General features: G+C 65.8%; 16 protein-coding genes and 1 tRNA gene. 4 read left to right on the forward strand and 13 right to left on the reverse strand.

All coding sequences use genetic code 11. From position 1 onward, the window contains the following. The first annotated feature begins 37 nt into the window (after window positions 1–37). Window positions 38–463: a single-stranded DNA-binding protein gene (locus JOE53_RS06465; protein WP_204947192.1), complete on the forward strand. Its 426-nt coding sequence runs from the start codon at window positions 38–40 to the stop codon at window positions 461–463. Between the two features lie 9 nt (window positions 464–472). After that, window positions 473–1,042: a hypothetical protein gene (locus tag JOE53_RS06470; RefSeq protein WP_204947193.1), complete on the forward strand. Its 570-nt coding sequence runs from the start codon at window positions 473–475 to the stop codon at window positions 1,040–1,042. 197 nt (window positions 1,043–1,239) lie between these two features. Here the strand turns inward: JOE53_RS06470 and JOE53_RS06475 are convergent, their stop codons facing one another. Beyond that, window positions 1,240–2,436, reverse strand: a complete 1,197-nt coding sequence (locus tag JOE53_RS06475; protein ID WP_204947194.1) for a HEPN-associated N-terminal domain-containing protein — start codon at window positions 2,434–2,436, stop codon at window positions 1,240–1,242. 187 nt (window positions 2,437–2,623) lie between these two features. Between JOE53_RS06475 and JOE53_RS06480 the strand changes: the two genes are divergently transcribed. After that, on the forward strand, window positions 2,624–5,629 hold the full coding sequence (locus JOE53_RS06480) for a variant leucine-rich repeat-containing protein (protein ID WP_204947195.1): 3,006 nt from the start codon (window positions 2,624–2,626) through the stop codon (window positions 5,627–5,629). Window positions 5,630–5,705: 76 nt separating this feature from the next. On the opposite strand, the gene JOE53_RS06485 is transcribed toward JOE53_RS06480, so the two are convergent. The 5 genes from JOE53_RS06485 to JOE53_RS06505 all read right to left on the reverse strand — a co-directional run bounded on the left by JOE53_RS06485 (window position 5,706) and on the right by JOE53_RS06505 (window position 8,648). Continuing rightward, on the reverse strand, window positions 5,706–6,359 hold the full coding sequence (locus JOE53_RS06485; protein ID WP_204947196.1) for a hypothetical protein: 654 nt from the start codon (window positions 6,357–6,359) through the stop codon (window positions 5,706–5,708). Window positions 6,360–6,375: 16 nt separating this feature from the next. Next, window positions 6,376–7,179, reverse strand: a complete 804-nt coding sequence (locus JOE53_RS06490; protein WP_204947197.1) for a nuclease-related domain-containing protein — start codon at window positions 7,177–7,179, stop codon at window positions 6,376–6,378. After that, a complete protein-coding gene (locus tag JOE53_RS06495; RefSeq protein WP_204947198.1) occupies window positions 7,176–7,340 on the reverse strand; it encodes a hypothetical protein in 165 nt (54 codons plus the stop codon). Before JOE53_RS06495 ends, JOE53_RS06490 begins: the two co-directional genes overlap by 4 nt. A gap of 71 nt (window positions 7,341–7,411) precedes the next feature. Next, window positions 7,412–8,380 carry a hypothetical protein gene (locus JOE53_RS06500; protein ID WP_204947199.1) on the reverse strand — a complete coding sequence of 323 codons (969 nt, stop codon included), beginning with the start codon at window positions 8,378–8,380 and terminating at the stop codon, window positions 7,412–7,414. Then, window positions 8,373–8,648 (reverse strand): hypothetical protein, encoded by a 276-nt coding sequence (locus JOE53_RS06505; protein WP_204947200.1) that lies wholly within the window; start codon window positions 8,646–8,648, stop codon window positions 8,373–8,375. Before JOE53_RS06505 ends, JOE53_RS06500 begins: the two co-directional genes overlap by 8 nt. Window positions 8,649–8,742: 94 nt before the next feature. On the opposite strand from JOE53_RS06505, the gene JOE53_RS06510 reads away from it, so the two are divergent. Beyond that, window positions 8,743–9,015 (forward strand): hypothetical protein, encoded by a 273-nt coding sequence (locus JOE53_RS06510; RefSeq protein ID WP_204947201.1) that lies wholly within the window; start codon window positions 8,743–8,745, stop codon window positions 9,013–9,015. A gap of 19 nt (window positions 9,016–9,034) precedes the next feature. Here the strand turns inward: JOE53_RS06510 and JOE53_RS06515 are convergent, their stop codons facing one another. The 7 genes from JOE53_RS06515 to JOE53_RS06545 all read right to left on the reverse strand — a co-directional run bounded on the left by JOE53_RS06515 (window position 9,035) and on the right by JOE53_RS06545 (window position 12,966). Further along, window positions 9,035–10,231: a site-specific integrase gene (locus JOE53_RS06515; RefSeq protein ID WP_204947202.1), complete on the reverse strand. Its 1,197-nt coding sequence runs from the start codon at window positions 10,229–10,231 to the stop codon at window positions 9,035–9,037. 71 nt (window positions 10,232–10,302) lie between these two features. Next, complete coding sequence (locus JOE53_RS06520) at window positions 10,303–10,488, reverse strand: helix-turn-helix transcriptional regulator (RefSeq protein WP_204947203.1); 186 nt, start codon at window positions 10,486–10,488, stop codon at window positions 10,303–10,305. A 205-nt stretch (window positions 10,489–10,693) separates the two neighbouring features. Next, window positions 10,694–10,769: transfer RNA gene (locus tag JOE53_RS06525), tRNA-Ala, on the reverse strand. Between the two features lie 72 nt (window positions 10,770–10,841). Then, window positions 10,842–11,219, reverse strand: a complete 378-nt coding sequence (gene rsfS / locus JOE53_RS06530) for a ribosome silencing factor (RefSeq protein ID WP_204947204.1) — start codon at window positions 11,217–11,219, stop codon at window positions 10,842–10,844. Further along, a complete protein-coding gene (locus JOE53_RS06535; protein ID WP_204947205.1) occupies window positions 11,216–12,130 on the reverse strand; it encodes a hypothetical protein in 915 nt (304 codons plus the stop codon). The genes rsfS and JOE53_RS06535 overlap by 4 nt, the downstream gene beginning before the upstream one ends. Then, a complete protein-coding gene (gene nadD / locus JOE53_RS06540; protein WP_005053506.1) occupies window positions 12,127–12,729 on the reverse strand; it encodes a nicotinate-nucleotide adenylyltransferase in 603 nt (200 codons plus the stop codon). Before nadD ends, JOE53_RS06535 begins: the two co-directional genes overlap by 4 nt. Before the next feature lie 9 nt (window positions 12,730–12,738). Continuing rightward, the gene (locus tag JOE53_RS06545) at window positions 12,739–12,966 is read right to left on the reverse strand and encodes a hypothetical protein (RefSeq protein WP_039416779.1); all 228 of its coding nucleotides are present in this window, start codon (window positions 12,964–12,966) and stop codon (window positions 12,739–12,741) included. Between the last annotated feature and the right edge of the window lie 36 nt (window positions 12,967–13,002).

Below are 13,002 nucleotides of genomic sequence, written 5' to 3' on the forward strand. Positions count from 1 at the left end.
GATGGCCGAACCGCGGCCGCCTCCCTAGGAGCATCCGATGACGATTCAGACCCAGCAGTCCCTCTCCGGCTTCATCGCGTCGGAGCCCCAGCTCGCCTTCAACGCCAAGGGCGAGGCCCGATTCTGGGTGCGCGTCGGGCAGGAGCACTTCGAACGCAACGACGACGGCACCTTCACCCAGACCGAAACGACCTATCACGACCTCGTGATGTTCCGCCGGAACGCGGAACGCGCCTATGCCATGTTCAACAAGGGCGACGCGTTCATCGCCGAGGGGTACACCCACACCTCATCGAGACAGCGCGACGGCGAGACGGTCGAGGCCGAGGAGTTCGTCGCAAAGCGCCTCGGGCATGACTCGGCCCGGACGAACTACACCCTGCAGCGCCGACGCACCGCACCGCAGCTCGCCCCGCCGGCACCGTCGAGCTCAAAGCCGGCCGTGCGGCCTGTCTCGCTCTGAGGTAGACCGATGGCTGCCGATGAGCCCCTCCAGTTCCCTGGATTCCAGTTCGACCCTCCCCCGCAGGACGAACCGGATGCCGAGGCAGAAGGTCTTCCCCCGGTCCCGCGCCCCGTGAACTGGAACCTGCTCACTTCAGACCAGGCGGCATTCGAGTGGGTCGAACTCGACCGATGGGTGAACTGGCTGCGCCGCACCTACGGGCTCGGACCATCCATCATCCCCCCGCTCTGGCACCGCCACCCGGAGCTCGTCTGGGAACTCTCCGCCCTCCACCTCCACTGGCTCGGCGCCTACCACGAGCAGCAGAACGGCTCCGCCCCACTCGGCTGGCACCAAGACTTCGCCGAGGCACGCGAGCGGCTGCACGACTGGGTCGCCGCCTGCGGTTCCCGCCTCGACCGCGACCGCGCCACCCGGCAAACCTCCTGGCCGGGAGAAGAACCCGCGCCCGCGATCGCCGAAGCGCCGATCCACGATCGAGCAGCCGACTTCCGCACCTTCGTCGTCGAGGACGTCGCCCGCCGCAGAGCTGTGGAGGACGCCTTCATCGCGGCGAACACCCGGCGCGACGAGTGACGCGGAATGCGGTGTTGGATTGATGGTGCATCCACCTGTGGAATGTCGCCGCGCGACTCATAGCATCTGCGATCCACGTGACCAGGTTCCAAGACCTGCTACGGACGGCGCAGTGATCACGCCGGCTGGGTCGACTCCGGGCAAAGGACGCTGACCGACACTTTCGCGACGATCAATCTCGACCCCATGGTGACGCCTCACAAGGGTGCCGCTATAACGCGAACCGTGATCGGGTCGAGCACGAGAGTGGAGTTGGCATCGGCGGAGCCTCCCTCGGCCATCTGTTCGTTCGTCGCGAAAACGACGCAGCTCGTCACGGTCGAGTCTTTCGAAGAGCGCCAAAGGATGCCACCCACAGAACCGGCTGGGCCCCGGAGTTCGTACCTCAGGTACTCCGCCACGATCTGAGTGGGAACGTAGTCCAGATTCTGGTGATCCGTGGGGTCAGCTACGCGAGCGACGTCCTCGACAAAATCGCGCATGAACGCGATCGGTGCCCGTTCGTGGCGTCGATCAGGATCAAAGAGTGAGGGCACCTCATCAACGGTCGTCAGGTCCACCACCGTGATGTCACGGAGTAGTTCGAACTCCCCGATCGTTCCGTCGTCTGTGGGGTCCGCGTACCCAGCAACTTCCGCTTGGGCGCCGACTGCGGTGGACGCACCATAGAACGCTCCCATGCCCTTGGCGGTCATGCGGTTGTCTTTGGCCCACTGGTCAGGTGGTGATCCGAGTGCCGCCGCCGAACGATGCTGCTCCCCCGGCGCGTGTACACGCACACGCCACCACTTCGTTCCTGCCTCGAGTACTCGAACTTGGCCCGCAGTCTCCACGGCGTCGGCGATAGCGGCTGGTATCGCATCCATCGTGATCTCGCCTGCGCCATACATGGAGGTGGCGTCGCGCACCAGGAACGTGTACCGCCGTCGATGCTTCACATATTGGCGAAAGGACTGCCATCCCCATCGCAGTGCGTCTGTCGGTGACGCCGCGTAGGGGTCTCGTTGGACCCATGCGTCTTGCTGAATCGCAGTGGCAAGATCCTCGAACAGATCGCCGTCTTCCGTGACCTCGTGGTTTCCCAGGAGGTCCCACGGATCCAGTAGGCCCATCTGGTATCCACCGTCTGCGGAGGAGTAGACCACCTGCTCGACCGGATCCTCATACTCGTAGCGGAAGCCGTCGACGATTAGGTCGAGCACGATATTCACGGACGCGCTCGCCTCGGGGTGACTGGGTGAGCTGTGGCAGTAGTCGCATCGCGCGCGTCCGCCGACTTCACGGACCGCAGCGCTGAGCGCGTAGTCGGTCAAGCATGCCGAGCAGACTGTCTTCTCGACGTCGGACCATCCGCGCGATTCGATTTCGTCGAGGAGTCGTTGAACACCGCCCATGACAGTCCACGCTACTCATTGCGATGACTGCGTCAGTAGATTCAGGCGGCACGGACTGGCTGGCAATCCATCTCGGCGTTGATCGCTATGTCGCACGTTGTCGATAGTGTTGACCCACGTTGCCCGCTGCCCGAGGAGCGTCAATGCCCGGAACGTCTTGCCCGTCGTGGTCCCAACCGGGAAGTCGATGCCATACGTCTCGGGTGTCGACAAGTCGGATGCCGTGATGTTCGGCCGTACTGCGGCGCAAGACCCGCAGACTCGGCCAGCGCGTTTGGCCAGGCTCGCTCGGAGCGGGAATCCGGAGCTTCGCGCGCTCGTTGCGCGCAACGCCAGCACTCCCCCGAGCGCGCTGGCCGCTCTTGCCGGCGACGGCATACTTGGCATTGTCGCCACGGTCGCCGGTAATCCCTCCACTCCTGAAGCCACGCTCGAGCGTCTCGCGAGTAGCCGGGATGAGCACGTTCGCGCGGCCGCGTTCGGAAACCCGAGCACGCCTGGTGCTGTTCTCAGGAACGTTATCAACGGCCGGGGAGTAACTCTCGCAGAAAAGGTTGCAGCGGCTGGCAATCCCGCCACACCGATAGCGACTCTCTCCCGCCTCACCTGGCGCGACGCGCCGCTGGAAATCAAGCTGGCTGTAGCGAGGAACGCGCGCGCCTCGGCGGAGACCCTGGGGGGCTTGTTCAGTTGGCACGATCGGGAGAAGCCGAAGATGCGGGCGATTGCCCGTGCCCTTGCCGAAAATCCCGCGACCCCGACATCGACGCGAGCGTACCTGTATGAGCAGGCTGATCTGCGCGCGCTCGTCGTGGCCACGATCCCTATGGAACCGCCTGCGAAGCGGATCTCCTATGTGCGCAACACTGGATACGTAAGCTCGGCGACTTTCGAGCTGCTCGCGAACGACAAAGACGAGGCAGTTCGCCGAGCCGTAGCGATCGCACCTGGCGCGAAGCAGGAAGTTCTCGAGCTGCTCGCTGCTGACTCTTCGGAGAGTGTCGCCGGCGTGGCGCGAGGCCGACTTGAGAAGGACGTCGTTGAGATACGGCGACTGGCGCGCGCGACGGATCCGGTGCTTCTCGAGGCCATCGCACGTAACTCGGGTACGCCGCCCGAGCTGCTGCCAGAGATCGTCCTGGCGATTCTCGACACGGCTGGTGAGGATCTTCTTCGTGACTACGCCAAGGATACGTCCGCGCCGGCCGACGTGTTGCGGCGCCTCGCACAGCATTCGAGCGCCGGTGTGCGATTCGCCGTTGCATCACGGGCAGTCGCGCCTTCGGACGTGCTAAAGATGCTCGCCCTCGATTCGGCGCCAAACATTCGCGCGGCCGCGGCTCGTGTTCAGGGAATGCCGGTCTCCAGTCTCGTCAGCCTCGTGGCTGACGCAGACAACGCCGTACGAAAATCCGTTGCAGGCAACGCGTCTATGCCGCCCGAGTTGCTGATGCGGCTCGCGGTGGATGATGCGGCCGACGTTGTCGCGGCAGTGGCAGCCAATCCGTCAGCCACGGGACCAGTGCTCTCGAAGATCGTGGGCGACCAGCTTGCTCGTAGATCGGCGCGACCTCCGAGACCCTCGTACAGCACAGCGCGTGAGGCTTTCCCACTCGATCCGCTCATATCGGCTGCAGCCAACTCGAACACACCCGCTGAGTCGATGAGCGTGCTGGTGGAGTCGGTCATGAGCGTGCTCGCGCGGGCATCGTCGTCTCGCGATGAGCGACGGCTCGCGGAGGAGGCGCAAGTATGGGCAGCCCTGGCCAAGAATGACGCAGCGCCTCCGGATGTGCTCGACGCTGTGGCGCGCGGCGCTCATCGCGAGCTTTGGATGAAGGGCGACCCTGATCGTGTGCCTCACGATCTTGAGGGGTCGCGTGAGCGGATCTTGAGCGACATCGTGGATAACCGGCGGTCCGCGGTCGGCACTCTCGAGTTCCTCAGCGACGGCGAATGGGTCGCGCGTCGGACTACGACACGCAGCGAACGTGATGACGGTCACACCATCACGTGGACGATCTGGGATGGCAGCGCAACGGCCGCCGCCAAGGCCGACATGGCGCGCAAGGTTCGGCGCGAGATCTCTCGTCGGAGTTGGATGCGGGAGGATGGTCAGGCCGACCGGCTCGGATTTGCCGCCAATCCGGACGCATCACCGGAGATCCTCGACGAGCTCGCCAGCGATCCGGCGAGTTCAGTTCGCAGTGCAGTCGCAGCGAATCGTTCGACGCCAGCCGATGCGTTCGCGCGCCTCGCGGCGGACGCTGAGCGTTCGGTTCGCGTTGCCGCCGCAGGGGCGACGCATCCGGACGCCGCGATTCGTGAGCATGAGCGTTCCGGGTATACACGAGAGCCTCGTGAGGTCGCATACCGCGATGGGTTCGAGACATTGGCCCAAGACATCGATCCCGAAATTCGCACCGCGGTAGCGTCGAACGCGGGCGCGTTCTGGATCGCGCTCTCTGAGCCCGCTCGAAGTCGCATGGCCTTCGACGAGCACCCTTCCGTCCGAGCGGCGGTCCTTAAGTCGATCAGCTCATTGGATCACGTGTTCGGTGGCCTCGAAATCTCAGCAGCCGCGCTCGATCACATGATCAAGACGGGCAACTCAGAGACGTGGCGGACGTTGGCCGCACGCTATGGAGAGCTCCCGCTCGCGATCCTGGAACAGTTGGCGAACACGGGAGACGCCCCGACTGCCGTACTCGTAGCGAAGGACTATTACACGAAGGGTGACCTCCTTGTCCGTCTCGCGGGATCGAACAACAAGGATGTCGTCGAGGCTGTTGCATCACGCCAGCAATTCGGAGGCGACCGCGGCAACGACGCCGCCGTCCGAAAGGCGCTGATCCGCAACCCGCACGCACCCGAGTTCTTCCTTCGACAGGTCGCATACGGCGGGACCAAAGACGAAGACATGATCAACCTCGCGATCAAACATCCAAACTTCCCGGAGTCGATGTTGATCGGATTCGCCGAGGGAACGGATCAACAGCGGATCATGGCCGCGGCGTCCAGCCGCAATCCGAAAGCGGCCGCCGCTGTCGCAGCAAACGAGCACGCATCGCTGGAGGCTCTTACCTACGTCGCGGTTCACGGCGGGCAAGAGGCTCGAGACGCGTTGCTAGTCAACAAGATGACACCTCCCGAGTTACTGCTGCGGCTGATCGAGCAGAACGCCGGGCGGTAGATACCTGAGACGTCTCTGATGGCGGTCCAGCAGACCGCCATCAAAAGTGGTTCCAGTCGACGGCGCCTCCGCTGCGCTAGCGAGGTTCTTGGCGGGGCAATGCGTCGACCTCCCAATACGCGACGAAGCGTGGCTGGCGCCGCCTTCTCGATTGCGCGGTGAACCGGTCGGCGTGCTCGTGGTCAAGATCGGGGACGGGCCAGCCAGCAACGGCGTCGGGGCTTGCGTCCTGGTACTCGACGGTCATCCGCTCGGCAAGCGGTTTGATCATCTCAGACACAAGATCGCTCATCCGGTCAATGGCTTCGGCGACGCGACGCGCTGTGGTCTGCGGAAGATTGTGGCGGATGGTGATCGGGATCACCTTGTTGACGCTGCCTTCTGGTGTGAGCGTGGCCAGTGGCAGCGACATCGACAGTTCCGACTGCGAGTGCGCGATCGTCGTGTTCCGGTAGCCGCGAATCATGTCATGCGTGTCGACCAGGTCGTCAGGGATGGGGACGTGGGCGAGCAGGCCGGACCGGACGTTGGAGTGTGCGAAGGCGCGCATGTAGGCGATCACGGCGTAGCTCGTCAGCGGCTGCCAGAGGGGCGAGTCGTGGCCCGCTTGCAACGCCTGGTCGATCGCGTCGCTCGCCTCGGATAAGTCGTCCGAGTAGGAACTCAGTTCGGCGAGCAGCCGTGAGTCGGGAGTATCGGGAAGCATCGCGACGGTCGAGCTCAGCGGCATGAGTCCATCATCCGGCCTATCCTCCCAGGAGGGGTGCGTATGCGTTGATGGCGACAGTCGCGGCCACCGCGACGCCGCCGAGCAGAATCGCCGTTCCCCACAACATCCGAATGCGCCGTGCAGCACCCACTTCGTGGCGAAGAGCGGCAAACGCTGAGAGGTCTACGTCCGCTGGCGTGCCCGACATCGTTGCCAGCGTCTCCAGGCGCGTCAGCATTTCAGCGACGCGGTCGCGCAGGCCGGGTTCGAGCGTCGCAGCTCGGCGAGTGAGCCAGCGGACCAGTTCCGTGTCGCGGAGCACCATGACATCCGCAGGACGCTCCCGAAACGTCACGCTGCGGGCGCCGACGAGCACGATCGCCGGATGGACAGTGATGGGCTCACCTGCCATCGCCGTCAACTTCTTGGCGACCCGTTGCGCCTCGTAGCGGGAGTTGCGCAGATGGTCGGTCTTCTGTCCGTTGACAAGTATCCGCGTACTTCCGACCCAGATGCGGGCGTCCTCGTGGAACTTCGTGTTGAGCGTGAAAACTCCTGCAGGGCCGAGTACGACGTGGTCAATGTCGCTCCCGCGCTCACCGATGGGTACGGAATGCAGGACAGTCCAGTCGGGACCGAGCTTCGCCAATCGTTCGGCGACTTGCAGCTCGCCGAGGGCACCGAGATACCACGGCCTGGAGTCTTCCGACAGCGGCGATCGACCGAAGACACGGGCGGCTCTCGACCGACGGGGCACCCCTGCTTGGGCGCGCAGGCATGCGGTGATCACTTCCGCAGCTGGGATCGCTCCGATGGCGCCGGCCGATTCGGTCGCCGTCATCGGCGGCGACGCCGGCGGTTGGGCGTGAGTTGCAGCCAAAGTGCGCCGACGATAGCCCCCACGAACAGGATCGCCGTCCACGGGTTTGCTGTGATCCCCGACCACAGCATCCCGAGCCCGGCGGCGATGCCGTCGCCGACGACTTCCCCATAGTCGATCATTCGCTCAGCCTAGGGGTACGCGGCGACACAGCTGGCGAAGCGCTGGCCGAGCCTGACCCGATGAGGATCGATCAGAGCGAAAGTTCGGGTCCGCGCTTGGCACGATCGGTCGTGAGCCAGCGGAAGACCGTCAACGACGATGTCGGGGATGCGACGCTTGCACGGAGGTAGCCGCGGCTGGCGAACTCCAGCGCGTGGCGACGCGGCTCTGTGTACACGTCGAGGGGCAGCATCCCGCCCCTGAATCGCGCGCGTGATACTTCGGCGACGCGCGCCCGCAACTCGACCTCATGCTCGGCGAAGTACTCGTCGGCGATTGCGAGGATCTCGCGCACCACTCGACGGTTGTCCGAACGTTCCTGGAGGGCGTGGACCAGCTCGGGAGGAGTCGGCTCGTCCTGAGCACGGATTCGAGCGACGTCCTCACCGGAGCGCTTCTGCGCGAAGAACGCGTCGGCCGCGGCATCATTGTGGCGACGCTCCGGCGCGTGCACGCGGTGGAGTTGGCGGTCCGGCAATCCGGCGCGGGCACGGCGACGCGCCTGGCGCCTCGCTTCGTTCTCGCGTTCGCGGTAGGCCGCCCGCTGATCGGGGGTCGGTGACCAGGCCGAATCGCGGCCGGCCTCCCGGGCACGGTCGACCGCGCGTCGACGAGCCTCGTTCGCCTTGTCCGGGTCGGCAGCCTCCCGAGCGCGCCGACGTTCGGCGATCGCCTCGCGATTCCGGTGGTAGTAGTCGCGCTGAGCCTGCTTGTACGCCTCGGGATGCTTCTGCTTGTGCCGTTCGCGTGCTTGTTGTCGTTCCTCGGGGTGCTCCTTCGCCCACGCCTTCGCGCGATCGATCCCCTTCTGGCGCCGTTCCTTTTCGTCGCGCTCGCGTTGAGCCTGATCGCGCATGTACTCGCGGTTCTTGCGGCGGATCTCCTCACGGTTCCGGTCGCGGTACTCGGCGTAGTACGTCGGATGGGCGTCGTTCCATGCCTTCCGCTGCGCGGCGAGGCGCGCAGCTCGCTCTTCGTCGCGCGGCTGCGCGTCACTCATGGCCATCCGCCGTGAGCACGCCGTCGAGCTCCGCGAGCGCCGTGAACAGCTCCTCACGCGTCGCCGTTGGGTCGGTGATCGCTCGCGCGAAGAGCCCGCCCATCCTTTCGCGTTCGGTGTCGGACACGTCACCGAGCCGTACGAGGCACCATTCGATGTCCTCGGCGAGGCTGTAGCCCGGATCATGCGCCTCGATGCCGGGGTAGTACAGAAACGCGAGCACAGCCACGTGCTCCAGGACAGCGTCAACGCGTTCACGATCGCTCATGGGAGAAAGGTGCGCGTACCGCGCCCAGCAGCCGCTCGGCGATGTCTGGGGCCCTTTCTACGCTCATCCGTGTTCGGCCGGAGGGGGGACGCTCATGGCCGAACGGAGCCGATGGCACCCGCTACTTGCCGCGCAGGAAGGTCCGACGGGCACATGGAGCTTGCTCGACGCGTACGACCGCGTCTACGGCACCATCGAGCTGCGTCGCGTGAGCACCACCGACCTCCGCTACCGCGTCAGCGTCCGGGGCGAGGTCATCGGCTGGTCCACAACCCTCCGCCTCGCATGTGAGCGACTGCACGCCGAGTTCCTGCGCAGCCACGGTCCGAACGGCGGACCGATCGCGAGCTGGGGCGCGGGCAAATGAGAGCGATAGCCGAGAAGCCCTACGCTGCTTCGATGTCTTCCTGATCAAGGAAGTCGAGCGCGGGGAAGTCGGCCACGCCATCATCGTTCGAAAGCAGCGATGCATCGGGGCTCTCGCGGCGCAGGGTCCGCTCGAGGATCCCTGCGAGCCCACGATCCACGGTGCGGTCGGGCTCGATGTAGTGCCCTTCGGTGATCGCGGTCGATCCGTGGCCGAGGAAGGTGGCGGCAGCATTGGCGCTAGCTCCGCGTGCGATGACTGTCGCACCGGTTCGCCGATACCAGCGAAGGGTGATCCCCTCCCCTGCGAGGTCCGCCAGTTCGAGGAACGCGCGAAAGGTCCGTCGCACATTGAACGGGCTGAGAGGTTTGCCGGCGCGATTGGCAAAGATCGTCCGATGCGGCTCGCCGCTTGGGATGCCGGCGAGCCGTGCACGAAGCACGGCAGCTGCGAAGTCGGGGACCGCGATGCGGCGGATGGAGTGCTCGGTCTTGGGGTGGTCTTGCCGGACCGCTCCGCTGCCGGTGCGCAGCACGACCGTTCCTGTCACGGAGATCGTCATCCCGTTGGGACCCTCATCGACGTCGCACACGCGAAGCGCGAGGCACTCGCCAATGCGCAGCGCGGTGCCGAGGAGCACTTCGATGATGTCGCGCACCTGACCGTCGGGCTTGGGCCCCTTGACGTCGGGGCCGGTCCGCCAACGATTGGCAGCGTCGCGGATTGCGCTGATCTGTTCGATGTTCAGCGCCTGCCGCTCGCCCTTCGGCCGCCGCAACGGACTCGTTCCCTGGACCGGGTTCCGCGGGATCGCGTCGTGTCGGAGCGCAAACGCGAAGAGCTGGTTGAGGACGGTTCGTGAGTGGTGTGCGCGAGAGAACGACGCGGCGCTCTCGGATCGGAGGAACCACTCCACGCGGCCCGTGGTGATCTCGCCAAGTGAGAAGTGCTCGAACTGCGGCCTCACTCGGAGACGGAGATCGTCGCGATAGTTCTTCTTGGTCCCGTCCGACAGATCGCGCAGCTCGAGATCCTCGAGCCACAGATCAGCGAGGTCACGGAAAGAGCTGCTCAGGTCGAGGAGGCCGCCGGCCCCAAACCCGGGCCTGTCGAGGAGACGCTCCTTCAACCTGGCTCGAGCCGCCGACTCGGTGCGCGCGGCCCCGGTCACGCGGCGCAGGCGCCCGTCGGCGTCACGAATGCGCGCGAGCGCCACGTACGAGGTGCCGCGCCTGGTGACGCTGATGGTCCCGTAGGAGCCGATCAGGGTGCGTGGCCGTCCGCCGTTCATGCTGCGCCGCCGGCGTGACGCTGCACGTCAGCCTGTTCCATGCGCTCGACCCACGCATCGATCTCGGCCTTGCGGAACCTCAGCTGGGTGCCGACACGGAACCCGTGCGGCCCGCGCCCCTTGCTTCGGAGGTCGTAGATCGTCTGAACGGAGACCTTCAACTCGGCGGCAAGCTCAGCCAACGAGACGTAGTTCCCGAGCCCCGACTCTGAGGTGCCACCGCTATCCATACAGCCAAGGTGCGCGGGCGTCACCGCGTACCTTCCAGATAGCTCTAGAAGGCTCGAAAGCGCCCTGCGGCGACTCGGCGAAGTGTCCAGTAAACGACTACCAAACATTCAAACTCCCTGATCGGGGAGTGAAGTTTCGGTGCTTTACCGGGAGTTTTGGTGGACCTGAGGGGACTCGAACCCCTGACCCCCTGCATGCCATGCAGGTGCGCTACCAGCTGCGCCACAGGCCCATTTTCAGTTTGTCACCGCTCCGCGGCAACCCCTCAAGCTTACTACATGCCGAGGGGTGCGACGAACACGACTCAGTCCGCGACGGCGGGTGCGGGCACCTCGATCGGGATGATCGGGCAGTCCTTCCACAGCCGCTCGAGTCCGTAGAAGACACGCTCCTGCTCGTGGAAGACGTGGACGACGAGGTCGCCGAAGTCGAGGAGCACCCACCGCGACTCGTGGCGGCCTTCGCGGCGAAGACGCTTGACACCGTTCTCGAGCATCGCCTCTTCGATCGCGTCGGCGATGGCGGCCACGTTGCGCTCGCTGGATCCGGTGGCGAGGAGGAAGGCGTCCACCAGCGGCAGAGGCTCGGAGACGTCGAAGGCGAGCAGGTCCTCGGCGCCCTTGCTCTCGGCCGCCGCCGCGGCGACGTTGACGAGGGTGCGGGTGGTGTCGGCGGCGGTCATCGGAATGCTCCTGTCACGAGGGCCACGATCAGCACGCCGGTCAAGGCCAGCGCCAGCGCCCCCGCGGTGATGACGAGGGCCAGCATCAGCCGGCTCCCCTTCTCGGGCGCGGGCGGTTTGATGATGTCTTCGGCACTCTTGATCGTGCTGATCGCGGAACTGGCCGCGATCGGGGTGGGTGAAGAGGAGGCGGGCAGTTCGCCGTCGACGAGGACGGCGTCCGTCTCCTTGTTGTCGGCGCGACCCGGCATGGTGCCGGTCGACCCGAACGACTCGGGAAGCGAGAACGTCCCAGTGATGAGGACTTCTCCTGTGCCCGTGATCGGCGAGACGAGCGCACCGGTCTCCGGTGTCTGCGACAGGATCAGCGCATTGGGCGCCGACAGTGCCCCCGTGGCGGTGCTGCCGCGCGTCAAGAGCTGATCGAAGGATGCCGGGAGGTCGATCTCCACGCTCTCGCCGGCAAGGAGACCTGAACCGAACGTCGGCGCGACCACGGGACGTTCCTCGTCCTGTGCGATCTCGGGGGCGTTCTCCGCCATGGCATCCGCCGGGGCGACGTCTTCTGGGCGGGCCTCGGAACCTGTCTCGGAACTGGTCGCGGCGGGGGCTGGTGTCTCGTCGGCGACCGGCACCGAGGCCGTCCGCAGCCGCTCTTGGCGGCGCGCGGCGCGGCGCGTGAACGACGGCGCTTCGACGTCGACATCTGCCGCCGCGGGCGGTGCCTCGGCCACCTCGACGGGTTCGGCCGCGCGCGGCAGCGGCGCGACGACAGGAGGTGTCGGTTCGGCGGGCTGAGTCGCCTTCTCGGCATCCGCGTGGGTGATCACCGGCGTCGAGGCGGTGTTGCGCATCTCGCGCAACTGCCGGCGGGTCAGCTGGGGAGTATCGGGCTGGTCGGGTGTGCTCATGCCTCGCTCCGGTAAAGGTGGTGCTTCGCAATGTATTGGACGACGCCGTCGGGGACGAGGTACCACACCGGGTGGCCTCGGTTCACCCGCTCGCGACAGTCGGTGGAGGAGATCGCCAGGGCGGGGATCTCGAGTCTGCTCACGACGTCTTCGGGAAGGCCCTCGGTGGAAAGGACGTGCCCCGGCCGTGACACCGCCACGAAGTGCGCCAGATCCCAGAGGCCGTCGTGGTCGCGCCATCCGAGGATCTGAGCGATGGCGTCGGCCCCCGTGATGAAGAAGAGCTCGGCGTCGGGACGAGCGTTCTTCAGGTCGCGCAGGGTGTCGATCGTGTAGGTGGGTCCGGCGCGATCGATGTCGACGCGGCTGACCGTGAACTGCGGATTGGATGCCGTCGCGATGACGGTCATCAGATACCGATGCTCACCGGCGGTGACCTTCTCCTTGTCCTTCTGCCACGGCATGCCGGTCGGAACGAAGATCACCTCGTCCAGGTCGAACGACTGAGCGACTTCGCTCGCCGCCACGAGGTGTCCGTGGTGGATCGGGTCGAAGGTTCCACCCATGACCCCGATGCGGGGGGCGCGTATCGAGGTCATGCCGGCGTCCTAGTGGTGGCCGTGCCCCACCTGCGCCTGGTCGACGGGGTGCGCCTTGGCGTAGGCCTCGGCCTTGTGCGAGTGACGGTTCGCCACGTTGCGGTAGGACACCGTGACCAGTCCCAGCGCCAGGAACACGATGAACGCGATCAGGCCGAAGATGAACGTCTGGGCCTGGACGTTGCCGTGAGGCTCTGCCTGCGCCGCAGCGAGGGCGAGGGTCGTGGCGAGGGTCATTCGGACTCCTTCGAAAGTCGGGTCTGTTCAGTTTAG

The organism is Microbacterium laevaniformans (assembly GCF_016907555.1).
Lineage (GTDB): Bacteria > Actinomycetota > Actinomycetes > Actinomycetales > Microbacteriaceae > Microbacterium > Microbacterium laevaniformans.

Bases quoted from the DNA above. Each gene is read 5' to 3' on its own strand.
- JOE53_RS06485 (WP_204947196.1), bottom strand. From the start codon at position 6,359: ATGCCGCTGAGCTCGACCGTCGCGATGCTTCCCGATACTCCCGACTCA.
- JOE53_RS06545 (WP_039416779.1), bottom strand. From the start codon at position 12,966: ATGACCCTCGCCACGACCCTCGCCCTCGCTGCGGCGCAGGCAGAGCCT.
- JOE53_RS06500 (WP_204947199.1), bottom strand. From the start codon at position 8,380: ATGAGTGACGCGCAGCCGCGCGACGAAGAGCGAGCTGCGCGCCTCGCC.
- rsfS (WP_204947204.1), bottom strand. From the start codon at position 11,219: ATGACCGCCGCCGACACCACCCGCACCCTCGTCAACGTCGCCGCGGCG.
- JOE53_RS06490 (WP_204947197.1), bottom strand. From the start codon at position 7,179: ATGACGGCGACCGAATCGGCCGGCGCCATCGGAGCGATCCCAGCTGCG.
- JOE53_RS06505 (WP_204947200.1), bottom strand. From the start codon at position 8,648: ATGAGCGATCGTGAACGCGTTGACGCTGTCCTGGAGCACGTGGCTGTG.
- nadD (WP_005053506.1), bottom strand. From the start codon at position 12,729: ATGACCTCGATACGCGCCCCCCGCATCGGGGTCATGGGTGGAACCTTC.
- JOE53_RS06475 (WP_204947194.1), bottom strand. From the start codon at position 2,436: ATGGGCGGTGTTCAACGACTCCTCGACGAAATCGAATCGCGCGGATGG.
- JOE53_RS06470 (WP_204947193.1), top strand. From the start codon at position 473: ATGGCTGCCGATGAGCCCCTCCAGTTCCCTGGATTCCAGTTCGACCCT.
- JOE53_RS06465 (WP_204947192.1), top strand. From the start codon at position 38: ATGACGATTCAGACCCAGCAGTCCCTCTCCGGCTTCATCGCGTCGGAG.
- JOE53_RS06510 (WP_204947201.1), top strand. From the start codon at position 8,743: ATGGCCGAACGGAGCCGATGGCACCCGCTACTTGCCGCGCAGGAAGGT.
- JOE53_RS06495 (WP_204947198.1), bottom strand. From the start codon at position 7,340: ATGATCGACTATGGGGAAGTCGTCGGCGACGGCATCGCCGCCGGGCTC.
- JOE53_RS06535 (WP_204947205.1), bottom strand. From the start codon at position 12,130: ATGAGCACACCCGACCAGCCCGATACTCCCCAGCTGACCCGCCGGCAG.
- JOE53_RS06480 (WP_204947195.1), top strand. From the start codon at position 2,624: ATGCCATACGTCTCGGGTGTCGACAAGTCGGATGCCGTGATGTTCGGC.